Consider the following 24,766-nt stretch of genomic DNA (forward strand, 5'->3'; position numbering starts at 1 on the left):
CATGACCGCCACCACCGCCATCACCACCGAGGGGCGAGGAGCTCCGCACCAGCCTGCCGGGCGCCGGTTCGACTGGGGCCAGCCGTTCGTCTACGTCATCGCGCTCGTGATCGCCGCGATCGCCATCGGGCCGGTGCTCTACGTCTTCATCGGCGGCTTCCGCACGACCGCCGACCTCAACGCGAACCCGGCCGGCATGCCCGACCCGTGGACGCTGCAGAACTGGTCGACCGTGCTCGGTTCGCCCCGGTTCTGGGGCAACGTCCTCGCGAGCATGATCCTCGCGGTCGCCACGACGGCCGGCACGGTCGTCTTCGGCATCATGGCCGCGTTCGTCATCGCCCGCTACGACTTCCGCGGACGCCAGGGGCTGTACGGGCTGTTCGCCGCCGGCCTCATGTTCCCGCTCACGGTCGCGGCGCTGCCGCTGACCCTCATGCTGCGCACGCTCGGCCTGCACGGCTCGTATCTCGGCGTGATCATCCCGAGCGTCGCGTTCGCGCTGCCGACCACGATCATCATCCTCGTTCCGTTCCTGCGGGCCATCCCCGACGAGCTCGAGGAGGCCGCCGCGATCGACGGCACCAGCCGGATCGGCTTCTTCTGGCGCATCCTGCTGCCGCTGTCGATGCCGGGCCTCGTGACCGTCGGCATCCTCGCGTTCATCGGCAGCTGGAACGGGTACCTGCTCCCGCTCCTCGTGATCTCGACCGGCACGCTCCCGCAGGAGCTGTGGCCCCTGCCGCTCGGCGTGACCCAGTTCTCGACGCAGTACTCGCAGGACACCGGAGCCGTGCTCGCGTACACGTCGCTCGCGATGATCCCGGCACTCGTGTTCTTCCTCCTCGCGGAGAAGCGCATCGTCGGCGGCCTCACCGGGGCGGTGAAGGGATGACCGACCAGCAGACCGCCCGGGTCGTCCGCCCGTGGCAGGACACGAGCCTGCCCGCCACCGCCCGCGTCGAGGCCCTCGTGGCCGAGCTGACGCTGGAGGAGAAGATCGCACAGCTCTACGGCGTCTGGGTCGGCGCGTCCGCCGACGGCGAGGACGTCGCACCGAACCAGCACGAGATGATCGGCGATGTCGACCTCGACGAGCTCGTCCCGAAGGGGCTCGGCCAGCTCACACGCCCGTTCGGCACGGCGCCCGTCGATCCCGGCGTCGGCGCGCTCTCACTCGCCAGGACCCAGCGACGCATCGCCGCCGAGAGCCGCCTCGGCATCCCGGCGGTCGCGCACGAGGAGTGCCTCGCCGGCTTCGCCGCGTGGGGCGCCACGGCCTACCCGGTCCCGCTCTCGTGGGCGGCGACGTTCGACGCCGAGCTCATCGAGCGGATGTCCCGCCGGATCGGCGAGGACATGCGATCGGTCGGCATCCACCAGGGCCTCGCCCCCGTGCTCGACGTGGTGCGCGACGCGCGCTGGGGCCGGGTCGAGGAGACCATGGGCGAGGACCCGTACCTGATCGGCACCATCGGATCGGCCTACGTGCGCGGACTGGAGTCGGCCGGCGTGGTCGCGACGCTGAAGCACTTCGTGGGCTACTCGGCCTCGCGCGCGGGGCGCAACCTCGCCCCGGTGTCGATCGGACGCCGCGAGCTCGCCGACGTGCTGCTGCCGCCGTTCGAGATGGTGCTGCGCGAGGGCCGGCCGCGGTCGGTCATGAACGCGTACACCGACCTCGACGGGGTGCCGACGGCGGCGGATGCCTCGATCCTCACCGAGCTCCTCCGCGACGTGTGGGGCTTCCAGGGCACGGTGGTCGCCGACTACTTCTCGGTCGCGTTCCTGCAGACCCTGCACGGCACGGCCGGGTCGCTGGCGGGTGCCGCGGCGGCCGCGCTCGAGGCCGGCATCGATGTCGAGCTTCCGACCGTCCACGCATTCGGCGCACCGCTCGTCGAGGCGGTCGCCGACGGCCGGCTCGACGAGGGCGTGCTCGACCGGGCGCTCCGTCGGGTGCTCGCGCAGAAGCTCGAGCTCGGCCTCCTCGACGCCGGCTGGGATGCACTGCCGCCGGCGCTGGCCGGCCGCGCCGACGACATCGACGCGGTGCGCGGGACGGTCGACCTCGACCCGCCGGCGAACCGGGCCCTCGCGGCGGAGATCGCCGAGCGCGCGATCGTGCTGGTGGCGAACGACGGCACCCTGCCGCTCGCCGCGCCGAGGCGGATCGCGGTCATCGGACCGACCGCCGACGACCGGTTCGCCGTGCTCGGCTGCTACGCCTTCCCGACGCACGTGGGCGTGCACCACCCCGAGTCGGGCGACGGCATCGAGCTGCCGACGCTGCTCGAGTCGCTGCGCGCCGAGTTCCCCGACGCCGAGGTCGTCCACGTGGCCGGCACGAGCATCGACGGCGACGAGATCGACGGGATCCCGGATGCCGCGGCACTGGCCGCGTCGACCGACGTCGTCGTGCTCGCGCTCGGCGACCGCGCCGGGCTCTTCGGTCGCGGCACGAGCGGCGAGGGCTGCGACGCCGAGTCGCTGCAGCTCCCGGGCGCCCAGGCCGTGCTCCTCGAGGCGGTGCTCGACTCGGGCGTGCCGACCGTCGTGACGATGCTCGCCGGCCGCCCGTACACGCTGGGCACCGCGCCCGACCGTGCCGCCGCCATCCTCGAGGCGTTCTTCGCCGGCGAGGAGGGGACCCGCGCGCTCGCGGGCATCCTGAGCGGCCGCGTCGAGCCCGGCGGTCGGCTGCCCGTGTCCGTGCCGGCGTCGGCGGGGGTGCATCCGTCGACCTACCTGGCGTCGCCCCTCGACCAGCGCAACGGCGTCTCGAACATCGACCCCACGCCGCGGTACCCGTTCGGGCACGGCCTCACGTACACGACGTTCGAGTGGTCGGACTTCGCGGCCGACGAGGCCGAGATCGGCACCGACGGCTCGGCCGCGGTGCGCCTGCGGGTACGCAACGTCGGCGAGCGACCCGGCGTCGAGGTGGTGCAGCTCTACCTGCACGATCCCGTCGCGTCGGTCGTGCGGCCCGTGCAGCGGCTCATCGGCTACGCGCGCATCGAGCTCGCGCCCGACGAGGCCGCCGACGTGCGGTTCACCGTGCCGGCCGACCTGGCGTCGTTCACGTCGCGCGAGGGCGTGCGCATCGTCGAGCCCGGCGAGCTCGTGCTGAGCCTCGGCCGCTCGAGCGGCGACCTCCCGCTCGCGAGCACGGTGCGGCTCACCGGCCCGGTCCGCACCGTCGACCACACCCGCCGGCTGCACCCCGAGGTGACGGTCGAGCAGGTCGCAGCGCCCGCCGGCGCCGACGCGGCATCCGTCATCGACTGAGGCCGCGCCCGCAGGAGCCCGCGAAGCACACCCGACGCATCGAGAAGGAGGCCAGCCCTACCGGTCCCTCACCGGATCCCCTCGCACCACCACGCACCGAATCGGTCGGCATCGCCATCGGGCGACGCCGACCCCAGCGACGCGCGAAGGAGCGCTCATCATGCAACGACGCAGGATCCTGAGAACACTCGCCCTCGCCACCGCGGCCGCCATCTCGGTCGGGCTCGGCATCGCCGTGGCCGCACCGGCCGGCGCCGAGCCGATCACGGTGAGCTCGGCCGACTTCGAGGACGGCACCACCGGCCCGTGGGGGCCGCGCGGGGGCGTCTCGCTCACCGTGACCGAGGCCGAGGCGCACGGCGGCGCCAGGAGCCTCGCCGTGACGAACCGCACGGCGAACTGGCAGGGGGTGTCGGCGAGCTCGGCGACGCTCGGCCTGCAGCCGGACGGCACCTACGAGTTCTCGGCGTGGGTGAAGCTGCCCGCGGGCGAATCCGGCACGACCGGCATCCACTTCACGGCCGAGCAGACGCCGGCCGGCGGCGGCTCGAACACCTACACGTGGATCGGTGGGTCCGTCGACGCCACGGCCGACGGCTGGGTGCGGATCGGGGGCAGCTACGTGTTCCCCGAGGGGCTCGCCGGAGCGAACCTCTACATCGAGGCGGCCTCGATCGGCGACCGGAACCCGTCGTTCCTCGTGGACGACCTCCTCATCACGACCGAGGACGGAGGCACGGTGCCCCATCCCGACTTCGTGCCGGGCGGCGCGATCAACCCCGTCGTCACGCCCGTGAACCTGGCGGAGGGCACCGGGAACGTCTCGGCCCTGACGTTCGACGACGGGCCGAACCCCGGCACGACGCCGGCGCTGCTCGACTTCCTCGCCGCCAACGACCTGAAGGCCGTGTTCTGCGTCATCGGGCAGAACATCACCGCACCGGGCGGCGGCGCGATCCTCCAGCGGATCGTCGACGAGGGCCACGTGCTCTGCAACCACTCCACGAGCTACGCCGACATGGGCTCGTGGTCCGCGGCGCAGGTCGAGGCCGACCTGAAGGCCAACCTCCAGGTCATCCGCAGCGCACTCGGGAACCCGAACCAGGCCGTGCCGTTCTGGCGCGCCCCCAACGGCAGCTGGGGCGTCACGCCGGCGGTCGCCGTGGCGCTCGGCATGCAGCCGCTCGCAGTGGTCAACACGATCGACGACTGGGCGACCCAGGATGTGGCGACCCTGACCGAGAACCTCCGCGCGGCCATGAAGCCGGGCGAGGTCGTGCTCGCGCACGACGGCGGCGGCGACCGGTCGGGCACCCTCGCGGCGGTGCAGGCCGTGGTCACCGAGCGGCTCGCCGACGGCTGGCAGTTCGTCTTCCCGAAGGGCACGCCGCCGACCGCCGGCGAGATCGTGATCGACACCGACTTCGAGGACGGCCTCGACGGCTGGGACCTGCGCGGCGGCAGCGGCACCACCACCGCGACGGTCGAGCTCTCGACGGCGGAGGCGCACGGCGGCGCGCAGTCGGCGGTCGTGACGGACCGCACGACGCAGGGCGACGGCATCGGCCACGACGTGACCGGGCTGCTCGACCCGGCCGTCACCTACGAGCTCACCGCCTGGCTGCGCTTCGGCGCGGGCCAGGAGGTCGACGACGTCTGGCTGAGCCGTGCGAACACGACCGGCGGCACCACCGCCTTCTCGACGCTCGCGCAGTTCGACACGGTCACCGACAGCGGCTGGACCCAGGTGACGGCGACCTTCCAGGGCTCCGACGCCGACGACTCGCTGCTCTACTTCGAGACCCGGTGGGACAACGGCGCGGTGGGCAACATCAGCGACCTCTACGTCGACGACATCGTGCTGCGCGTGCCCGAGCCTCCGGTCATCGAGGACCTCACCGGCATCCGGGAGACGGTCGACTTCCCAGTGGGCGTCGCGATCGACAGCCGCGAGACGTCGGGTGCGGCATCCGAGCTGCTGCTGCGCCACTTCGACCAGGTGACGCCCGAGAACTTCATGAAGCCCGAGGCCTGGTACGACCAGAACGGCGACTTCGTCGCCGCGAACGCCGAGGCCGACGCGCTCATGGACTTCGCCCAGGAGCAGGACCTCCGAGCCTACGGCCATGTGCTCGTGTGGCACAGCCAGACGCCCGCCTGGTTCTTTCAGGACGACGCGGGCCAGCCGCTCGCGGCCGACGACGCCGGCAAGGCGGTGCTGCGCGACCGGCTGCGGACGCACATCTTCGACGTGGCCGAGTACCTCGCCGGGAAGTACGGTCCGTTCGGATCCGACACCAACCCGCTCACCGCGTTCGACGTCGTGAACGAGGTCGTCTCCGACGGCGGCGAGTTCGCCGACGGCCTGCGCCGCAGCGAGTGGTACCGGATCCTCGGCGAGGAGTTCATCGACCTCGCCTTCGCGTACGCCGACGAGGCCTTCAACGAGGTCCACGCGGCGGATGGCGCGGAGCGGCCGGTGGCCCTGTTCATCAACGACTACAACACCGAGCAGGGCGGCAAGCAGGCGCGCTACCACGCGCTCGTGGAGCGGCTGCTCGCACGTGGCGTGCCGGTCGACGGCGTGGGACATCAGTTCCACGTGAGCCTCGCGATGCCCGTCTCGGCCCTCGAGCAGGCGATCGTCGCCTTCGAGGACCTGCCGGTCACGCAGGCGGTCACCGAGCTCGACGTCACCACGGGCACGCCCGTGACGCAGGCGAAGCTCGTCGACCAGGGCTACTACTACCGCGACGCGTTCCGGGTGTTCCGCGAGCACGCGGACTCGCTCTACTCGGTCACGGTATGGGGCCTCACCGACGGTCGCAGCTGGCGGGCGAGCTCGGGCGCACCGCTCATCTTCGACGACCAGTACCGGGCCAAGCCCGCGTACCAGGGCGCCGTCGACGGCGAGCTTCCGGCGCGGCAGCGCACGGCGAACGTGTTCGCCGGCGACGTACCGCTCGACGACGCGGCGACGACGTCGCCCGAGTGGGACCGCCTGCCGCTGCACGGCGTCGAGGGCATGGCGGAGTTCCAGTTGCGCTGGGCGGCCGATCACCTGACGGTCTACGCGAGCGTCGACGACGCGACGACGGATGCCGCCGACGGCGTCGAGCTGCGGCTCGGCGACGCCGTGGCGACCGTCGGCCGCGACGGGTCGGGCGACGTCCCGGCGGAGGCGACCGAGCGGAGCGGCGGTTACGACCTCGTCGCGCACCTGCCGCTGCCGGGCGTCGCGCAGGGCGACACGCTCGCGTTCGACCTGCGAGTGGCGGATGCCTCGGGCGAGACGGTCGGCTGGAACGCGCCGGGCGTGCTCGGCACGCTCACGCTCGTCGAGCCGCTCTCCGTCCTCGAGGTCGTCGAGGCCGACGCGGCACCCGCCGTGGACGGCGCGATCGACGCTGCGTGGAGCGATGCGACCACCGTGCGGACCGAGCAGGCCGTGCTCGGCGAGACCGGCGCGACCGCCGACGTCCGTACGCTCTGGTCGGGCGACACGCTGTACGTGCTGGCGGAGGTCGACGACCCCATCGTCGACGTGTCCGGTTCCGACCCGTGGATCCAGGACTCGGTCGAGGTCTACGTCGACCCGGGCAACGCGAAGAACGGCTCGTACCGCTACGACGACACGCAGATCCGCGTGAGCGCCGCGAACGCGGTGTCGTTCGGCACGGGCGACGAGGCGTTCCAGCGGGCCCGGGTGCAGAGCGCGACGGCGCTCGTCGACGGCGGGTACGTGGTCGAACTGTCGGTCGACCTGGGCGACGCCGCCGGCCTCGGCACGTTCCATGGCCTGGACGTCCAGGTCAACGACGCGTCTGGCGGCCAGCGCACGGCGATCCGCAACTGGGCCGACCCCACGGGTGCCGGGTACCAGTCGACGGCTCGCTGGGGCGTCGGCGAGTTCGTCGGCCCGGCCGCGCCGACCGCCGTCGAGAACGTCGTCGCGCCGACTGTTCAGGGCCAGTCGCTGGTGGGTCGCGTGCTCACGGCCGATCCCGGCGAGTGGAGCCCGTCGTCGGTCGGGCTGTCGTACCAGTGGCAGCGCGATGGCGTCGACATCCCCGGGGCGACCGGTGCCCTGTACCGCGTCCACGGCCTCGACCGCGGCTCGGAGCTGACGGTCGTCGTCACGGCGACCGCGGACGGTCTCGACGCCAGTGTCGCAACGTCCGCGCCGGTCATCGTGCCGGCCCTCGGACGCCCGCTTCCCTAGCGCGGGCGATCGGCGGCGCCGCCGGCCGGGGCTCCCCACCCGGCCGGCGGCGTCGTGCGTCGGATGCCGCGACCATGGCCCGGAATTATAGGAAGATATATGCCCATAAGGCCGGGCAACCCGCTACGATGCGGGACATGAGCAGCGCAGCATCCCGATTCGCGGTGGGCCTGCTGGCGGTCTGGACGGGCGCGACCCTGACCGCGTGCACTCCATCGACCGAACCGACACCGGAGCCCGCTCCGTCGACCACGCTCACCGCACCGACTCCGACGTCGACGCCGCCTGAAGGCGTCCCGTGCCAAGACCAGTTCATCGCGCAGATCGAGTGGGGAACCGATCCGGCCGCTCCGCAGAGCGCGTACATCGCGCTCACCAACACCGGCGACACGGACTGCTCCCTGTCCGGATTCCCGAGCGAGACGGCGTTCCTCGGCGCGTCGGGGCCGATCGAGACCGTGGGCTACGGCGTCGAAGGCTCTGCGACCGCCGACGACTACGGCCGCGCCGGCGAGGTCGTGACCGTCGCCCCCGGGCAACGCGCCTACATCTGGGCCCGGATCGCGCAGACGGCCGACCGGCCGAGCCCCTGCCAGTTCCCGGTCGCCGCGACGGGTGTCACCCTGGTGCTGCCCGACGCCTCCGGTCCGATCGTCGCGCCGGTCGACATCGAAGTGTGCGTGGATGCCGACGAGGATGACCTCCAGGTCGGCCCCGTCGATTCGGAACCCCGACCTGCTTCGGGCGGAGGATGAGCACGTGAAGGGCCGAAGCCAGGCGCGGGACCCCGTGTTCAGGCTGCCGGCGGCGCCGTGCTGTCGCGCACGACGAGGCTCGTCGCGAGGTCCATGCGCGGCGTCGACTCGGCGGGCTCCTCGCTGAGCCGCAGCGCCAGGCGCGCCGCCTCCTCGCCCATGCGGTGCAGCGGCTGGTGCACGGTCGTGAGCTTCGGCGTGAGCCACCGAGCCAGGGGGATGTCGTCGTAGCCGACCACCGAGAGGTCCTCGGGCACGCGGATGCCGCGCTCCCGCGCCGCCTCGAGCACGCCCAGTGCCTGCATGTCGCTGCCGGCGAAGATCGCGGTCGGCCGCTCGGGGCCGTCGAGCACCTCGCGCGCCCGGTCGCGGCCGCCGGAGGTGTGGAAGTCGCCGAACCGGATCCACTCGTCGCGGATGGGCAGGCCGGCCGTGTTCATCGCCGAGCGGTACCCGTCGAGCCGCGCGAGCGAGCACATCATGTCCTCGGGTCCGGTGATCGCGGCGATCCGACGGTGGCCGAGGTCGATGAGGTGCCGCGTCGCCGCGAGGCCGCCCGACCAGTTCGCCGAGCCGACGCTCGGCACGTCCGGCGACGGATCCCCGGCCGGATCGACGATGACGAACGGGATCGCCCGGGCTCGCAGCTGCTCACGGTACTCGGGCGCGAGCTCCGAGAACACGAGCACCACCCCCACGGGACGGCGGCGGATGACGCCGTCGATCCAGTCGGGGTCGGGCGCGTGACGACTGCCGCTCACGGTGAGCACCACGCTCAGGCCCTCCGCCTTCGCGACCGACTCGACCCCGCCGATGACCTCCATCGACCAGATCGGGTCGAGCTCGTGGAAGACGAGCTCGATGAGGTCGGCGTGCGCCTCCGACCGGCCCGCGCCGCGGCGCACGTAGCCGCGATCGTGCAGGAGCCGCTCCACGCGCGCACGGGTCTTCGGCGCGACATCCGTGCGCCCGTTGAGCACCTTGGAGATGGTCGACAGCGAGACGCCGGCCTCCTCGGCGACCTCGGCCAGCGTCACCCGCTCCCCCGCGACATCCGTTGCCATGTTTCGAAGCCTAGCGCCGAAACTTGCGATCCGAGTGGGTCGCGACCGATTCAGGATGCCTCGGCACCGCGCACCTCGCCGGCACGCCCCTCCTCGTCGACGACGGGCACGACCGCGCCCTCGCGGATCCACAGCGGCACGGTGTCGAAGCCGTGCACCTCGCGGCGCCAACCGCCGCCCTCGACGACCTCGCGCGTGAACCAGTTCGTCCACCGGCCGGCGGGCAGGTAGTACGCCACCTCGCCCGACGCCGAGAACACGGGCGCCACGAGCAGGCTCGGCCCGAGCAGGTACTGCCGGTCGAGGTACGCCGTCGCCGGATCGTCGGGGAACTCGAGCTGCATGGGCCGCATGACCGGCCGGCCGGTGCGGTGCGCCTCGTCGCCCGCCGCGACGAGGTACGGGCGCAGCGAGGCCTTGAGCTTCGCGAACGCGCGCGCGACCTCGACCGCGCTCTGGCCCGGCGCCTCGTCGCCGGTGTCGAACGCCCACGGCACGCGGTAGCTCGTCGAGCCGTGCAGCCGCGAGTGGCTCGACAGCAGCCCGAACGCCAGCCAGCGCTTGAACACCGCCGGGTCGGGATCGCCCTCGAAGCCGCCGATGTCATGGCTCCAGTAGCCGAAGCCGCTGAGGGCGAGCGACAGGCCGCCGCGCAGGCTCTCGGCCATCGACGTGAATGTCGACGAGTTGTCGCCGCCCCAGTGCACGGGCATCGACTGGCCGCCGGCGGTCGCCGACCGGGCGAACAGCACCGCCTCGCCCGGGCCGCGCACCTCCTCGAGCACGTCGAACACGGCCCGGTTGTACAGCTGCGTGTAGCGGTGGTGCATCGCCTCGGGGTCGCTGCCGTCGTGCCAGGCGACGTCGATCGGGATCCGCTCGCCGAAGTCGGTCTTGATCGCGTCGACGCCCTGCGCGAGCAGGCGCCGCAGGTGGCCCTGGAACCAGCGCGTCGCCTCGGGGTTCGTGAAGTCGACGAGCGCCATGCCGGCCTGCCAGAGGTCCCACTGCCAGACGCTGCCGTCAGGCCGGCGCACGAGGTAGCCGTGCTCGACGCCCTCGCGGAACAGCCTCGAGCGCTGCGCGATGTACGGGTTGAGCCACGCGCTCACGCGCAGCCCGCGGTCGTGCAGGCGCGCGAGCATGCCCTCGGGGTCGGGGAACACGGCCGGATCCCACTCGAAGTCGGTCCAGTGGAACTCGCGCATCCAGAAGCAGTCGAAGTGGAACACCTCGAGCGGGATGTCGCGCTCGGCCATGCCGTCGATGAACGCGTTGACGGTGTCCTCGTCGTAGTCGGTCGTGAAGCTCGTCGAGAGCCACAGGCCGTACGACCAGTCGGGCACCTGCGCCGGGCGGCCGGTGAGCCGCGTGTACCGGTCGAGTACCTCGGCGGGCGTCGGGCCGGCGATGACGAAGTACTCGAGGCACTCCCCTGCCACCGAGAACTGCACCTGCTCCACGGCCTCCGAGCCGACCTCGAACGAGACGTGGCCCGCGTGGTTCACGAGCACGCCGTAACCGCGGTTCGTGAGGTAGAACGGCACGTTCTTGTACGACTGCTCGCTCGACGTGCCGCCGTCGGCGTTCCACACGTCGACGGTCTGGCCGTTCTTCACGAGCGGGCCGAACCGCTCCCCGAGCCCGTAGACGAGCTCGCCGACGCCCAGCGAGAGCTGCGCGTGCAGGTAGGCGGATGCCGCGGCGAGGCCCGTCGTCGTGATGCCGGCCACGCCCGCGGGCTCGGCCGCCACGGGCGCACCCGGCTCCAGCCGCATGTACCCGACCGACTTGTGGCCGCTCGACGTGTACGTTCCGCCGTCGTGCTCGAACGCGAGATCCCACGGCGCACCACGTCGAATGCGCGCGCGCAGCGAGCCGGCGTCGACCACGCCGCCCTCGTCGTCGATCGCGATGACCGGGCGGTGCGCGGCATCCGACCCGATGCCGAACCCGACGTCGCGCGGCGTGCCGCAGTGGTGCTCGATGCGCACCCGGATGACGCCCTCGGCCGGGCTCGCGAGCGAGACCGTGAGCATCGGCCGGTTGAGCGTGTCGCCCCGCGTCGCGACGACGCGCGTGGGCGCCCAGGCGACGAGCTCGTCGCCGTCGACCGCGAGGTCGCGCGCCTCCTGTGCGTAGAGCGCCTCGACGCCGGGCCGGGTGTGCCAGAACCCATCGGTGAACTTCATGACTACTTGACTGCTCCTGCGGTGATGCCCCGGGTGAGGGTGCGTTGGAAGATGAGGAAGAAGACCAGGGTCGGGATGAGCCCGAGCAGCGCCGAGGCGCTCGTCGTCGTGACGTCCATGAGTCGGTCGCCCTGCAGCACGGTGATCGCCACCGGCACGGTCTGGGTGTCGTTCGACACGAGGAACGTGAGCGGGATCAGGAACTCGTTCCAGGTCCAGATGAAGAAGAAGATCAGCAGCACCGAGAGGGTGGGCCGCGAGATCGGGTACACGACCCGCCAGAGGATCTGCCACCGGCTCGCGCCGTCGAGCGAGGCCGCCTCGAGCATCTCCTTCGGGAAGGTCGAGTACACCGACGCGAGCAGGTAGGTGCCGAACGCCGACTGGATGACGGTGAAGATGATGATCACCGCCCACTGGCTGTCGTAGAGGCCGACCTCCTTGAACATGAAGTACAGCGGGTAGAGCAGCACCTCCTGCGGCAGCATGTTCGCGAGCAGGATGAGCACGACGATCCAGAGCCGGCCCTTCACCCGGCCGATGCCGAGCGCGAAGGCGTTGAACATCGACAGCGCCACCGCGAAGACCGCGACGAGCCCCGAGATGAACACGCTGTTCCAGAGCTTCTGCGGGAAGTCGACGCGCTCCCAGAACGCGACGATGCCGTCGACGTAGAACTCGGTCGGCAGCGTCAGCGGCCCCGACGTGTTGTAGTCGGCCGGCGACTTGAACGAGTTGATCAGGATGAGCAGGAACGGCACGGCGATGAAGAAGCCGAGCACGATCGCGACGACCAGCACGACCCAGTCGCCCGCGGTTCGCTTCGTGGGGCCGTTCCCGCCGCGGCCGGACCCGCGGCGCGACGCGCGACGGCGGCTCGACGGGGGCGGCGGCAGCTCGACCGCGCGGTGGTCGGGGTCGAGCTCCTCGATGATGGCGGTCATCGCTCCTCCTCCTGCTTCTCGACGCGGTTCTGCACGAGGATGAACACCACGCTCACGGCCGCGATGACGATCGTGAGGGCCGTCGCGATGGTGGCGCCGTAGCCCACCTGCTGCGACTGGAAGAACTCGCTGTACGCGTAGTAGGCCGGCACGATCGTGGCCGTGCCGGGGCCGCCGCCCGTGAGGGCGTAGACGGGGCCGAACACCTTGAGCGCGGCGATCGTGCACGTCAGGGTGACGACGAAGATCTCGGGCCGGATGATGCCGACCGTGATCGCGCGGAACCGCTGGAACCAGTTCGCGCCGTCGAGCTCGGCCGCCTCGTAGAGCTCGGGGTCGACCCGCTGCAGCGCGGCCATGAAGATGACGATCGGGTAGCCGAGCTGCACCCAGACCATGATCACCATGATGCTGGCGAGCGCGGTGTCGGGGCTGCCGAGCCAGTTGTGCGTCAGGTTCCCGAGGCCGATCGCCTCGAGCACCTGGTTGAGGGCGCCGTTCTGCGGGCGCAGGATCCAGCCGATGACGATCGCGGCGATGACCGCGGGCAGGATCTGGGGCAGGTAGTAGGTGGCGCGCAGGAAGCTCGCGAGCTTGCCGCCGAACTTCTTGCCGATGAGGTCGAACAGCATGGCGGCGAGCACTAGGCCGAGGAGCGTCGGCACGACCACCATCGCGATGATCATCGCGATCGAGTTGCCGAACGACGTCCAGAAGACCTCGTCGCCCATGAGCTCGACCCAGTTGTCGAGGCCGATCCACTCGGGCGGGCGGATGCCGCGGTACTCCGTGAAGGTGAGGAAGACGTTCCACCCCAGCGGGATCACGACGATGACGGCGAGCAGGGCGAGGCCCGGCACGAGGTAGAGCCAGAACGCGTTCCGGCCGGAGCCCGGGATGAGGCTCTGGCCGCCGCGCGCGGGGCGACGTGCCTCGCGGCGCGCGGCGGCGTCGCCGCGCTCCGGCAGGGTCGCCGCCCGGGTGTCGAGGGCTTCGGACATGATGGTTCCTTCCGAGGTGGGTCGAGGGGCGGATGCCGCGGGCCCACGTGCGCCCGCGGCATCCGTCATCGGTCAGCCGACGATGTCCTCGACACCGGCCTGGTACTGCTCGCCGAGCTGCTGCTGCACGTCGGCGGGCGACTTGGTGCCGTTGACCAGCTCCTGGAGCGCGGCGTTCAGCTCGTCGTAGAACGTCGGCGTGGGCCAGTCGGGGTAGAAGGCGATGCCGTCCTTCTCGGTGAGCGCGTTGAAGTTCGCGATGAGCTCCTGCGACTTCGGGTCGGTGATGTCGGCCTCGTCGGCCGCCACGGGGACGCCGCCGTTGTTGCCGAGGATGGCCTGGATCTCGGGGCGCATCGTGATGTCGATGAACTCGTAGGCGAGCTCCTTGTTCTTCGCCTGCTCGGGGACGACCCACATGTTGCCCGCGGATCCCGGCGACAGCTCGGTCTCGGGGAAGAGGAACGTGCCCCACTCGAAGTCGGAGATCTCGCTGGCGAAGCGGCCGTACCACCAGCTGCCCGAGAAGAAGATCGGGTAGTCGCCGCTGATGAAGCCGACGCCCGCGTCCTCGGCCTTGAGCCCGCTCGAGTCGGTGGAGATGTAGCCCTTCTCGGTCCAGTCCGCGATCGTCTTGGTCGCGTACGTGATCTCGTCGCCCGTCCAGTCGACGGGGTTCTCGTAGAGCTGGTAGTCGTTCACGAACTGGCGGTCGGCCTTCGAGAGCGCGAGCTGGTACCAGAGCTGGCCGAGCGGGTACTCCGCGGCCGACTCGGCGAGCGGGGTCACGCCCTGCGCGGCGAAGGCGGCGAGCACGTCCTCGAACTCGTCGAGCGTCGTCGGCACCTCGAGGCCGGCGGCCGCGAACGCGTCCTTGTTGTAGTAGACCTCGACGAACTCGCCGTAGTTGGGCACGCCGAACCAGCTGCCCGAGCCCATGATGCCGTCCTCGTCGTACTTCGCCGTGGTCTGCAGCGAGGGCGCGAGGGCGTCGTCCCAGCCGTACTCCTCGACCGCGTCGTCGAGCGGCGTGAGCAGCCCTTGGCTCGAGAGGAGGCCCGCGGTCGCGTTGCCCTTGTTGTACTCGAGCAGATCGGGGGCCTCGTCGGAGTTGAGGACCTGGCTGGCGGTCGATCGGATCTGCTCGAAGCTCTTCTCCTCGAACTCGACGGTCGCGCCGGTCTCCTCCTCGAAGACCTTGATCGCCTCGTCCCAGGCCTTGCCCATGGCGCTGTCGGCGCCCTCGTAGTGCCAGAGGCGGAGCGTGTCGGCGTCGCCGCCTGCGTCGCCGCCCGAGCAACCGCTCAGGGCGAGAGCGGCGGCCGCGAGGGACGCGGCGACCGCGAGGGTCTTGGTGTGCTTCATTGCTACCTCCGTGGGGGATGTGGTTGGGGTGTTCGTGTGGTGCGTGATGGTTGTCGAAGCGCTTCGATGAGTGGCCGCGAAGCACCCCGGCAGGGTGGCGCCGCGCCGGTCAGGGCGGCGGCGCGGTCGAGCCCCGGTCCTGGTAGCCGGGCTCGATGAGGTGCACGCCGGGCGCGACGTCGTCGCCCTCCACGAGGCGCATGGCGAGGTCGACCGCGAGGTCGCACGACGCCTGCGGCACCAGCGGCACCGAGTCGATGGGCGGATGGAAGGCGGTGGTGTCGAACGTCGCGCCGACCGATACGACCGACACGTCATGCGGCACGGCGAGGCCGCGCCGTGCGAGCTCGTCGAGCGCGGCGGCGTGCGCCGCGTCGTCGCAGTGCAGCACGAGCCCGGTCGCGCCGGCGTCGAGGAGCGCGCGCACCGAGGCGCGCACCCCCTCGCCGCGCCGGCCGTTCGGCTCGGGCAGCTCGACGGATGCCGCGAGCCCGAGCTCCGTGGCGCGGCGCTCGAAGCCCGACCGCACGCGCGGCGGGAAGTTCGACTTCTCATAGGCGACGGGCGGGTGGCCGACCAGCCCGATGACGCGGTGGCCGAGCTCGGCGAGGCGATCGACGGCAAGGCCCGCCGCCGCCTCGAAGTCGAGGTCGACGCACACGAGTCCCTCGTGGTCGTTCGGCACGCCGATGAAGACGGACGGCAGCGAGATGCGGCGGGCGAGGTCGACGCGCTCGTCGTCGGGGGCGACGTCGAGCACGAGCACGCCGTCGACGAGCCCGCTCGAGGCGACCCGGCGCATGCCGGCCGACGCCTCCTCCTCGGTGAGGAGCAGGATGTCGTAGTCGAAGCGCCGGGCGGCGATAGAGGTCGCGAGCACGAACGCCATGTGCGCCGGCGCGTGGGTGTCGGCGCGGAACGGCTCGGTGAGCGCGAAGATGTTCGTGCGGCGGCCGGCGAGCATGCGGGCGCCGGCGTTGGGCCGGTAGTCGAGGTCGCGCACGGCCTGCTCGATGCGTCGCCGCGTCTCGGCGGAGATCGTGCGCTTGCCGCTCAGGGCGTACGACACGGTGCTGATCGACACACCGGCGGCCTTGGCCACCTCGTGGATCTTCGCCATGTCGGACTCCATCGTCTAAACGTTTCGATTGGTTCGTCGGGAACTGTACGCACATGTCGAAGCGCTTCGCAAGTGTTTTGTGGAAATCTCGAACAAATGGCTCTCGGCGCTCCCGGACTTGCGCGAGCGCGCGTCTGGGCTTTATGTTGTATCTGCCAACAAATCACCGATGACGCTGAAAGGCGGATCACCCATGGCCAGCGCGCCCACCCGCGACGACAAGTTCTCCTTCGGCCTCTGGACCGTCGGCTACAACGGCACCGACCCCTTCGGCGGCCCGACGCGGAAGCCCCTCGACGTCGTGCACGTGGTCGAGAAGCTCGACGAGCTCGGCGCCTACGGCCTCACCTTCCACGACGACGACCTGTTCGCCTTCGGCTCCTCCGACGCCGAGCGCCAGACGCAGATCGACCGCCTGAAGGGCGCGCTCGAGGCCACGGGCATCATCGTGCCGATGGTCACCACGAACCTGTTCAGCGCGCCCGTGTTCAAGGACGGCGGCTTCACGTCGAACGACCGCCAGGTGCGCCGGTTCGCGCTCCGCAAGGTGCTGCGCAACATCGACCTCGCCGCCGAGCTCGGCGCGAAGACCTTCGTCATGTGGGGCGGCCGCGAGGGCGCCGAGTACGACGCCGCCAAGGACATCCGCTCGGCGCTCGAGCGCTACCGCGAGGCCGTCAACCTCCTCGGCGACTACGTGACCGACAAGGGCTACGACCTGAGGTTCGCGATCGAGCCCAAGCCGAACGAGCCCCGCGGCGACATCCTGCTGCCCACCGTCGGCCACGCGCTCGCCTTCATCGACTCGCTCGAGCGTCCCGAGCTCGTCGGCCTCAACCCCGAGGTCGGCCACGAGCAGATGGCGGGCCTCAACTTCGCCGCCGGCATCGCCCAGGCGCTGTACCACGGCAAGCTCTTCCACATCGACCTCAACGGCCAGCGGGGCATCAAGTACGACCAGGACCTCGTGTTCGGCCACGGCGACCTGCACAACGCGTTCGCGCTGGTCGACCTGCTCGAGAACGGCGGCCCGAACGGCGGACCGGCCTACGAGGGCCCCCGCCACTTCGACTACAAGCCGAGCCGCACCGAGGACGAGACCGGCGTCTGGGACTCCGCCGCCGCGAACATGCGCACCTACCTGCTGCTCAAGGAGCGCGCCGCGGCCTTCCGCGCCGACCCCGAGGTGCAGGAGGCGCTCGAGGCCGCCAAGGTGCTCGAGCTCGCGCAGCCGACCCTCGGCGACGGCGAGTCCTACGACGACCTCCTCGCCGACCGCTCCGCGTTCGAGGACTTCGACGCGTCGGCGTACCTCGGCGGCAAGGGCTTCGGCTTCGTGCGCCTGCAGCAGCTCGCCACGGAGCACGTGCTCGGCGCGCGCTGAGGGTCAGCGTGGCGACGAAGTCGACACGCTTCCCTCAGAAAGGCGGCAGCCGTAGCTCCGTAAGGCGCGCAGCGCCGTCGAGCGTGCCACGGTAGACCCGAGTGCGCGACCGGATGAACGGCCGCGAACCACCCAGTCGTTCAGACGCGACGGACTCGAGAAGGAGCACAACTCATGGCCCTGGTCGCCGGCGTCGACTCGTCGACGCAGTCCTGCAAGGTCGTGATCCGGGATGCCGCGACCGGCGCGCTCGTGCGCTCCGGCCGGGCCCCGCATCCCGACGGCACCGAGGTCGACCCCGCCGCCTGGTGGGGCGCGCTGCTGAGCGCGTTCACGGATGCCGGCGGGCTCGACGGCGTCGAGGCGATCTCGATCGGCGGGCAGCAGCACGGCATGGTCGTGCTCGATGCCGAGGGCCGGGTCATCCGCGACGCCCTGCTCTGGAACGACACCCGGTCGGCAGGGGCCGCGCGCGACCTGATCGACGAGGTGGGCGCCGACGAGTACGCGCGCCGCACGGGCGTCGTGCCGGTGGCGTCGTTCACGGCGACGAAGCTCCGCTGGCTGCGCGACGCCGAGCCCGATGCCGCGGCGCGCGTCGCGGCGGTGGCGCTGCCCCACGACTGGCAGACGTGGCGCCTGCGGGGCTACGGCCCCGAGGGCGAGTCGCCCCTCGGTCCGGTGCTCGCCGAGCTCACGACCGACCGGTCGGATGCGAGCGGCACCGCGTACTGGGGCGCCCACGGCTACGACCGAGACCTCCTCGTGCGGGCGCTCGGGCACGACGCGATCCTCCCGCGCGTGCTCGGCCCCGGCGAGGCGGCCGGCCGCACGCTCGACGGCATCCTCGTCGGCCCCGGCGCGGGCGACAACGCGGCGGCCGCGCTCGGGCTCGACGCGGCATCCGGCGACGTCGTCGTGTCGATCGGCACGAGCGGCACGGTCTTCGCCGTGACGGATGCCCCCGTCGCCGACGCCTCGGGCACGGTCGCCGGGTTCGCGGATGCCACCGGGCGCTTCCTCCCGCTCATCGCCACGCTCAACGCGGCCCGCGTGCTCGACGCCACCGCCCGCCTGCTCGACGTCGACCACGCCGAGCTCGGGCGGATCGCGCTCGAGGGCGAGCCCGGGGCATCCGGTGCCGTGCTCGTGCCGTACTTCGAGGGCGAGCGCACGCCGAACCTGCCCGACGCGACCGCGTCGTTCTCGGGCCTCACGCTCGCGAACACGACGCGGCCGTCGATCGCGCGCGCCGCGATCGAGGGCATGCTGTGCGGACTCGCCGACGGGCTCGACGCCGTGCGCGGCCAGGGCGTCGACGCGCAGCGCGTGCTGCTCATCGGCGGCGCCGCGCAGAACCCTGCCGTGCGGCGCGTCGCAGCGCAGGTCTTCGACGTGCCCGTGACGGTGCCGGCGCCCGGCGAGTACGTGGCCGACGGCGCGGCGCGCCAGGCGGCATGGGTGCTCACGGGCGAGCGGCCGTCGTGGCCCGTCGAGACGGCCGAGGTGCTCGAGGCCGACACGCGCGGGGTGATCCGCGAGCAGTACGCGGCGGCGGCGGCACGCGTCGCGGGCTGAGAACGCCGAGGTCAGGGGCGCCTTCCAGTCGTTCCGGCGGCTCGCGGGCGTAGCATGAAGCCGAGACGTCGCCGTACCACGGCGCCGCCCCGGACCATGAGCGAGGGAGCGATGATGTCCGATTCCACTCCGAACGAGCCCGCCGAGCAGGACGACGCGACCGAGTCGACCGACCGCCTCGTGGGCCGGTACACCGAGGTCGACGGCGAGGGCCCCGAGGTCCGCGGCGTCGCCGGCGAGTACACCCGCACCGACGGCGTGGCCGACGACGAGTCGGTCGAGGGCGACTACACCTCGACGGCCGAGCATCCCGACGCAGTCGATCCGTCGGAGCGCCACGGCAAGTACATCCGCACCGAGCCCCCGAAGCCGCACCCGGGCAAGCACTCGGTCTGACGGACTCCCCATCAGGCGAGCCGACCGGGCGACGATCCGGTCAGGCGAGTGTGGTCGGCGCGCCCTGTGGCGCTGACGAGTCCTGCGACTCCGGCGCCGCCAGCGCGAGCGCGACCATGTCGGCGAGGTCGGCGCTGCGGCCTGTGCGTCTGCCCCGCTCGAACCCGCGGGTGCCGTCCGCGCCGCCGCGGTCGAGCGCCTGCTCGAGGATGCGGCCATGCAGCGAGAAGCTCCCGCCCGTTGCGAGGCCCTTGCGTTCTCGCACGTTCTCGGCCGCCCCGAACAGGACCCCGGACCGCTCGAGGTCGCCGGTGACCGCCGCCACCGCCGACATCGCCTCGAGGCCGTAGGCGAAGCCCTCCTCGTGGCCGAAGGTCGAGGAGATGTCGAGCTGCTCGACGAAGGCCGTACGAGCGCCCTCGACGTCGTCGCTCAGCAGTCGCTCCCAGCCGAGGTGGTTGAGGGCGATGGCCTCGCCGAGGCGGTCGCCGCCGGCTCGGGCGATCGCGAGGCCGTCGCTCAGCAGTCCGAAGGCACGGTCCAGCTGGCCGCGCGCCATCGCCGCCCTGGCCAGCATGATCCGCACCAGGGTGCGACCGAACGTGCTCTCGAGGTCCTCGGCGAGCTCGAGCCCCCGTTCGAGGTTCGCCTCGGCGGAATCCAGCTCGGGCGGGTCGAGCGAGAGCTGCGCGACGGCGAGCATCACGCGCGAGAGCGTCTCGCCGTAGACGTCGCCCGTGCGGTGGAAGTACGCCACGCAGTCGGCCAGCACGGCGACCCCCGCGGCATCCGTCGCCTCGCCGAAGCGGATCGAGCTCGAGTAGAACCGCGCGATGGTGCGGCTGCGCTCGTCGAGCTCGGCACCCGACTCGAGCATCCGGCTCATCCAGCCGTGGACCTCGCCGAGCTGTCCCCCGACCCACCAGAACCAGTGGAGGTGCCAGACCAGTTCGGCGAGATCGCGGAACTGCGCGGTGGCGAGGAAGTGGTCGACGGCGGCTCGGAGCTCGTCGCGCTCGTCAGCGAGCCGGGACATGAGGGTGATCTGGTCCATCCACGTGTACGGCCGGCTGGAGGTGTCGCCGAGCGCCGCGTAGAAGCGGGCGTGCCGCTCCTCCGTCGCGGTGAGGATGCCGCGCTCCTCGAGACGCTCGCGTCCGTACTCGCGCACCGTGGCGAGCATGGTGTACCAGGCCCGATCGCCGCGATCCTGCTCGCGCACCAGGCTCCCGTCGATCAGGGCCGCGAGCGCGTCCATCGCGTCCACGTCGCCGAGGCCGTCGGCCATCCACTCGGCGGCGTCGAGTCCGAAGCCCGACCGGAACACGCCGAGCCGCAGCAGCAGCTCCCGCTCCTGCTCGCGCAGCAGCTGCGCGCTCCAGTCGATCGTCGCCCGCAGCGTGCGCTGGCGCTCGGGCAGGTCCCGAGCACCGCCGGTCAGCAGCGACAGTGCGTGGTCGAGGCGTTCCCCCAGCGCGGCAGGCGTCAGCACGCGCAGGCGAGCCGCAGCCAGTTCGAGCGCGAGCGGCGCGCAGTCGAGCGCCGTGCAGATCGCGGCGACCTGCGCCGCGTTGGAGTCGGTGAGCTCGAAGTCGGGCTTCACCGCACGCGCACGCTCGACGAGCAGGTCGATCGCAGCCTCAGGCGGCAGCGGACCGAGCTCGATGCTCTGCTCGCCGCCCACCCGCAGCAGGATGCGGCTCGTCGCCAGCATCGACACCTCGGTCGCGCCGAGCAGCGCCGCGAGCGCCGGCGCGGCCTCGACGACCTGCTCGACGTTGTCGACCACGAGCAGCATGCGTCGATCGGCGAGCGCGACGCGCAGCGTCTCGGCGATGGGCGCCTCGCCGGTGTCGCCGATGCCGAGGGTGCTCGCCACGGTGGTGATGACGAGCCCGGGATCGACCACGGGCGCGAGGTCGACGAACACCACGCCGTCGGGGAAGGACGCCTCGACCGCCCGCGCCGCGGCGATCGCGAGCCGGCTCTTGCCGATGCCACCGGGCCCGGTGAGCGTCACGAGCCGGTGGCCGTCGTCGGCCAGCATGCGGGTCACGGTCGCGAGCTCGGCATCGCGTCCGAGGAGCCGGGTGAGCGGCGAGGGCAGGCGCACCGACTCCGTCGACGCGGGCTGTGGCGCCGGCTCGGTGAACGGCTTCCGACGGGGATCGGCCGCGTCGAAGCGCTCGGCGAGCAGCGACGCGAGATCGGCCGCGACGAGGTCGCCCAGCTCCGCGGCATCCGTGAAGGAGGCGTACGAGGCGTGGTCGTCGGCGCGGATGCGCGCGATCAGGCCCTCGAGCCGGTCGTCGCGCCGCTCGGAGCGCTTGAGGTAGACGAGCTTCGGGATGTCGGGGGCGAGGTTCCATTCGTCCTCGAGGCCCGAGACGTCCTCGCCGGGCGCGATCCAGCCGTACTGCTCGCCGTAGATCCCGACGAAGATGTCGCTCTGCTCGAGGTACGCGCGGTAGAGCGACCGCGGCGGGTGCGGGCGCGCGCCGAGCTCGAACATCACGGGCGCCATCGACAGCCGCTCGATCGCCGCTCGCGCCGCGCGCCGCTCGGGCGCCAGCTCCTTCAGCGTCGAGCTGACGAACACGCGCAGGCGCTGATCGGGCGTTCGGATGCCCCCCGCGACCCGGTCCATGCGGCCAGTCTCCTGCCGTGCGGCGCCGACTGTCCAGCACCGGCGGCACCCGAGAACGAGGGTGACGGATGCCCCGGGGCATCCGTCACCCTCGGATCACGCGAGGGCCAGCTCGACGACGTCGGCGAGCTCCGCCTCGCGTCCGCCTCGACGTGCCGCCTCGAACCGCGACGCCTCCGGCCCCGCCAGCATCTGCTCGAGGAACGGCCCGAAGAACGACAGCGGCGAGCGCGTCGGCAGGCCCTTTCGGGTCCGGATGTCCTCAGCCGCGCCGAGCATCCGGCCGGCGCGCTCGACCTCGCCCGAGGTGGTCGCGACCGCGAACATGCCCTCGAGCGCGTCTGCGAGGCCCTCCTCGTGCCCGATCGTCGACGCGAGGAGGAGCTGCTCACCGAAGCACTGGCGGGCGCGTTCGGGCTCGCCGGCCAGCATGTGCGCCCATCCGAGGTGGCTGAGCGCGATCGCCTGGCCGAGCAGGTCGCGGATGCCGCGCGCCACGGTCAGGCTCGCGTCGAACTGCCTGACGGCGTCGTCCGCCCGGCCCTGCGCGAGGCGGACCCGACCGATCATGACTCCGGGCATCGCACCGGCGAACGCGGTGTCGTACTCCTCGGCGAGATCGAGGGACCGCCGGGCGCTCCCTTCCACCCCCTCGAGGTCGGGCGGCACCTGTGCGAACTGCGCGACGGCGAGCGAGGCGAGCGCGAGGGCCTCGCCGCGGGGGTCGCCCTCACGACGGAAGTGGTCGACGCACCGGCGCATGGTCGGCACGATCGACTCGTCGGAGGTGCTCCAGTACCGGATGGAGTTCCGGCAGTACTCGGCGAGCACCCTCGACCGCTCGCTGAGCTCGACGCCCGGTTCGAGCAGCCGGTCCATCCACGTGACGAGCTCGCCGGACCGGCCGCCGCCCCACCAGAACGTGTAGAGCGACCAGCCGATCTCCGCGACGGCATCGAACCGACGCGCCGCGAAGAGGTGGTCCACCGCGGCGCGCACCTCGTCGTGCTCGTCGAGGAGGCGCGTGATCCCCTCGACCTGCCCGTGCCAGGTCGCCGACGCTCCGGCCGCGACGAAGAGCCCGAGGTAGAAGTCGGCATGCCGCTCCAGCGACGCCGCCAGCCGTCCCGCCTCGGCGAGCCGGTCGCGACCGTACTCGCGCACCGTGGCGAGCATCGTGAACCACGCCCGCGACCCGCGATCCTGTTCGCGGACGAGGCTCCCGTCGACGAGGGCGCCGAGCGCGTCGACGACGTCCGTGTCGGCGAGATCGGCGGCCATCCATTCGACGGCGTCGAGGCCGAAGCCCGCGCGGAAGACGCCCAGCCGCACGAGCAGTTCCCGCACGGGTTCCGACAGCAGCTGCGCGCTCCAGTCGATGGTCGCGCGCAGCGTGCGCTGGCGTTCGGGGAGGTCGCGTGCGCCGCCGACGAGCAGGGGCAGGGCGTGGTCGAGCCGTTCGAGGAGCACAGCAGGCGTCAGCACCCGAAGTCGAGCGGCGGCGAGCTCGAGGGCGAGCGGAACGTCGTCGAGGGCGTCGCAGATGGCGACGACCTGCTGCGCGTTGTCGTCGGTGAGCTCGAAGTCGGGCTTGACCGCACGGGCGCGCTCCACGAACAGCTCCGCGGCCTCCGCCGACGGGAGCGGACCGAGCGCCACGTTCTGCTCCCCGCGCACCCTGAGCAGGATCCTGCTGGTCGCGAGCACGGCCGCCGACGACCCGCCGAGCAGCCCGCTGAGCTCGGGCGCGGCCTCGATCACCTGCTCGACGTTGTCGAGCACGAGGAGCAGCCGCCGCGGGCCGAGCGCGCCGGCGAGCTTCTCCCGGAGCGGCCGGTCGCCGGTGTCGCGGATGCCGAGCGCGTTGGCGACCGCCGCGATCACGAGTCCCGCGTCGAGCACGGGCGCGAGGTCGACGAACACGACGCCGTCGGGGAACGCCGCTTCCACGGCGCGAGCGGCGGCGACCGCGAGGCGGCTCTTGCCGATCCCGCCCGGACCGGTGATGGTCACGAGCCGCTGCCCGTCGTCGGTCAGCATCCTCGCGACGGTCGCGAGTTCGCCCGATCGGCCGACGAGCCGGGTGAGGGGCGACGGCGGCCGCACGGGCTCGGTCGAGAACACCTCGGCGGCGGGCTCGCCGAGCGAGTCGTGCCTGCCGCCGGCCGCGTCGAATCGTTCGGCGAGCAGCGTCGCGAGGTCGGCGGTGACGAGGTCGGCGAGCTCCGCGGCATCCGTGAACGCGACGTACGAGGCGCCTTCGGCGTCGCGGATGCGGGCGAGCAGGTCGTCGAGCCGGTCCTGCCGCCGGTCGCTCCGCTTGAGGTAGACGAGCTTCGGGATGTCGGGCGCGACGTTCCACTCGTCTTCGAGGCCCGACACCTGCTCGCCCGGGGCGATCCACCCGTACTGCTCCCAGTAGACGCCGACGAAGATGTCGCTCTGCTCGAGGTATGCGCGGTACAGCTCACGGGGCGGATGCGGCCGGGCGCCGAGCTCGAACATCACGGGTGCCATCGACAGCCGCTCGATCGCCCCCCGCACGGCACGGCGCTCGGGCGCCAGCTCCTTCAGCGTCGAGCTCACGAACACGCGAAGGCGCTGGTCGGGCGTTCGGATGCCGCCGACGGCCGGGTTCATGCGTCACAGTCTCGCCGCCCGCTCGCGCGGGTGTCCAGCACCGCCACTCCCCCAGAACGCGGCCCGCCTCACCTGCAGGAACTTCCGCGCGACACGCCGGACGGCGGGTGGGACCGGACGGCGTGTCGGCCGGAAGTTCCTGCAACTCGGGACGGGCCGACGAAGCG

15 protein-coding genes are annotated in these 24,766 nt (G+C 72.0%); 7 read left to right on the forward strand and 8 right to left on the reverse strand.

Annotated elements, in window-relative coordinates; genetic code table 11:
* The first annotated feature begins 1 nt into the window (after position 1).
* The 4 genes from ACWEOH_RS02885 (at position 2) to ACWEOH_RS02900 (ending at position 8,268) form a co-directional block, all read left to right on the forward strand.
* On the forward strand, positions 2-895 hold the full coding sequence (locus ACWEOH_RS02885; RefSeq protein ID WP_452028076.1) for a carbohydrate ABC transporter permease: 894 nt from the start codon (positions 2-4) through the stop codon (positions 893-895).
* Positions 892-3,291: a beta-xylosidase/alpha-l-arabinosidase gene (locus ACWEOH_RS02890; protein WP_452028078.1), complete on the forward strand. Its 2,400-nt coding sequence runs from the start codon at positions 892-894 to the stop codon at positions 3,289-3,291. Before ACWEOH_RS02885 ends, ACWEOH_RS02890 begins: the two co-directional genes overlap by 4 nt.
* Before the next feature lie 160 nt (positions 3,292-3,451).
* The gene (locus tag ACWEOH_RS02895) at positions 3,452-7,513 is read left to right on the forward strand and encodes an endo-1,4-beta-xylanase (RefSeq protein WP_452028080.1); all 4,062 of its coding nucleotides are present in this window, start codon (positions 3,452-3,454) and stop codon (positions 7,511-7,513) included.
* Between the two features lie 137 nt (positions 7,514-7,650).
* On the forward strand, positions 7,651-8,268 hold the full coding sequence (locus ACWEOH_RS02900) for a DUF4232 domain-containing protein (RefSeq protein WP_452028082.1): 618 nt from the start codon (positions 7,651-7,653) through the stop codon (positions 8,266-8,268).
* A gap of 38 nt (positions 8,269-8,306) precedes the next feature.
* On the opposite strand, the gene ACWEOH_RS02905 is transcribed toward ACWEOH_RS02900, so the two are convergent.
* From ACWEOH_RS02905 to ACWEOH_RS02930, 6 genes are all read right to left on the reverse strand, one after another.
* Positions 8,307-9,332 carry a LacI family DNA-binding transcriptional regulator gene (locus tag ACWEOH_RS02905; protein ID WP_452028084.1) on the reverse strand — a complete coding sequence of 342 codons (1,026 nt, stop codon included), beginning with the start codon at positions 9,330-9,332 and terminating at the stop codon, positions 8,307-8,309.
* 50 nt (positions 9,333-9,382) lie between these two features.
* Complete coding sequence (gene yicI / locus ACWEOH_RS02910; RefSeq protein ID WP_452028086.1) at positions 9,383-11,524, reverse strand: alpha-xylosidase; 2,142 nt, start codon at positions 11,522-11,524, stop codon at positions 9,383-9,385.
* A gap of 2 nt (positions 11,525-11,526) precedes the next feature.
* On the reverse strand, positions 11,527-12,468 hold the full coding sequence (locus ACWEOH_RS02915) for a carbohydrate ABC transporter permease (protein ID WP_452028087.1): 942 nt from the start codon (positions 12,466-12,468) through the stop codon (positions 11,527-11,529).
* On the reverse strand, positions 12,465-13,469 hold the full coding sequence (locus ACWEOH_RS02920; protein WP_452028089.1) for a carbohydrate ABC transporter permease: 1,005 nt from the start codon (positions 13,467-13,469) through the stop codon (positions 12,465-12,467). Before ACWEOH_RS02920 ends, ACWEOH_RS02915 begins: the two co-directional genes overlap by 4 nt.
* A 72-nt stretch (positions 13,470-13,541) precedes the next feature.
* The gene (locus ACWEOH_RS02925; protein ID WP_452028091.1) at positions 13,542-14,834 is read right to left on the reverse strand and encodes an ABC transporter substrate-binding protein; all 1,293 of its coding nucleotides are present in this window, start codon (positions 14,832-14,834) and stop codon (positions 13,542-13,544) included.
* A gap of 109 nt (positions 14,835-14,943) precedes the next feature.
* Positions 14,944-15,954 (reverse strand): LacI family DNA-binding transcriptional regulator, encoded by a 1,011-nt coding sequence (locus ACWEOH_RS02930; protein ID WP_452028092.1) that lies wholly within the window; start codon positions 15,952-15,954, stop codon positions 14,944-14,946.
* A gap of 193 nt (positions 15,955-16,147) precedes the next feature.
* Between ACWEOH_RS02930 and xylA the strand changes: the two genes are divergently transcribed.
* The 3 genes from xylA (at position 16,148) to ACWEOH_RS02945 (ending at position 19,312) form a co-directional block, all read left to right on the forward strand.
* Complete coding sequence (xylA, locus tag ACWEOH_RS02935) at positions 16,148-17,338, forward strand: xylose isomerase (protein WP_452028094.1); 1,191 nt, start codon at positions 16,148-16,150, stop codon at positions 17,336-17,338.
* A 174-nt stretch (positions 17,339-17,512) separates the two neighbouring features.
* Positions 17,513-18,916 carry a xylulokinase gene (locus ACWEOH_RS02940; protein ID WP_452028096.1) on the forward strand — a complete coding sequence of 468 codons (1,404 nt, stop codon included), beginning with the start codon at positions 17,513-17,515 and terminating at the stop codon, positions 18,914-18,916.
* 114 nt (positions 18,917-19,030) lie between these two features.
* A complete protein-coding gene (locus ACWEOH_RS02945) occupies positions 19,031-19,312 on the forward strand; it encodes a hypothetical protein (protein ID WP_452028098.1) in 282 nt (93 codons plus the stop codon).
* A 40-nt stretch (positions 19,313-19,352) separates the two neighbouring features.
* Here ACWEOH_RS02945 and ACWEOH_RS02950 read toward each other — a convergent pair whose 3' ends face one another.
* Both ACWEOH_RS02950 and ACWEOH_RS02955 read right to left on the reverse strand, forming a co-directional pair.
* Positions 19,353-21,959, reverse strand: a complete 2,607-nt coding sequence (locus ACWEOH_RS02950; protein ID WP_452028100.1) for a DUF4062 domain-containing protein — start codon at positions 21,957-21,959, stop codon at positions 19,353-19,355.
* Positions 21,960-22,055: 96 nt separating this feature from the next.
* Positions 22,056-24,599: a DUF4062 domain-containing protein gene (locus ACWEOH_RS02955; protein WP_452028101.1), complete on the reverse strand. Its 2,544-nt coding sequence runs from the start codon at positions 24,597-24,599 to the stop codon at positions 22,056-22,058.
* Between the last annotated feature and the right edge of the window lie 167 nt (positions 24,600-24,766).

The sequence above is a fragment of the Agromyces sp. NPDC004153 genome (assembly GCF_053603635.1).

Bases quoted from the DNA above. Each gene is read 5' to 3' on its own strand.
- ACWEOH_RS02900 (WP_452028082.1), top strand. From the start codon at position 7,651: ATGAGCAGCGCAGCATCCCGATTCGCGGTGGGCCTGCTGGCGGTCTGG.
- ACWEOH_RS02945 (WP_452028098.1), top strand. From the start codon at position 19,031: ATGTCCGATTCCACTCCGAACGAGCCCGCCGAGCAGGACGACGCGACC.
- ACWEOH_RS02895 (WP_452028080.1), top strand. From the start codon at position 3,452: ATGCAACGACGCAGGATCCTGAGAACACTCGCCCTCGCCACCGCGGCC.
- yicI (WP_452028086.1), bottom strand. From the start codon at position 11,524: ATGAAGTTCACCGATGGGTTCTGGCACACCCGGCCCGGCGTCGAGGCG.
- ACWEOH_RS02930 (WP_452028092.1), bottom strand. From the start codon at position 15,954: ATGGCGAAGATCCACGAGGTGGCCAAGGCCGCCGGTGTGTCGATCAGC.
- xylA (WP_452028094.1), top strand. From the start codon at position 16,148: ATGGCCAGCGCGCCCACCCGCGACGACAAGTTCTCCTTCGGCCTCTGG.
- ACWEOH_RS02940 (WP_452028096.1), top strand. From the start codon at position 17,513: ATGGCCCTGGTCGCCGGCGTCGACTCGTCGACGCAGTCCTGCAAGGTC.
- ACWEOH_RS02905 (WP_452028084.1), bottom strand. From the start codon at position 9,332: ATGGCAACGGATGTCGCGGGGGAGCGGGTGACGCTGGCCGAGGTCGCC.
- ACWEOH_RS02885 (WP_452028076.1), top strand. From the start codon at position 2: ATGACCGCCACCACCGCCATCACCACCGAGGGGCGAGGAGCTCCGCAC.
- ACWEOH_RS02955 (WP_452028101.1), bottom strand. From the start codon at position 24,599: ATGAACCCGGCCGTCGGCGGCATCCGAACGCCCGACCAGCGCCTTCGC.
- ACWEOH_RS02890 (WP_452028078.1), top strand. From the start codon at position 892: ATGACCGACCAGCAGACCGCCCGGGTCGTCCGCCCGTGGCAGGACACG.
- ACWEOH_RS02920 (WP_452028089.1), bottom strand. From the start codon at position 13,469: ATGTCCGAAGCCCTCGACACCCGGGCGGCGACCCTGCCGGAGCGCGGC.
- ACWEOH_RS02950 (WP_452028100.1), bottom strand. From the start codon at position 21,959: ATGGACCGGGTCGCGGGGGGCATCCGAACGCCCGATCAGCGCCTGCGC.
- ACWEOH_RS02915 (WP_452028087.1), bottom strand. From the start codon at position 12,468: ATGACCGCCATCATCGAGGAGCTCGACCCCGACCACCGCGCGGTCGAG.
- ACWEOH_RS02925 (WP_452028091.1), bottom strand. From the start codon at position 14,834: ATGAAGCACACCAAGACCCTCGCGGTCGCCGCGTCCCTCGCGGCCGCC.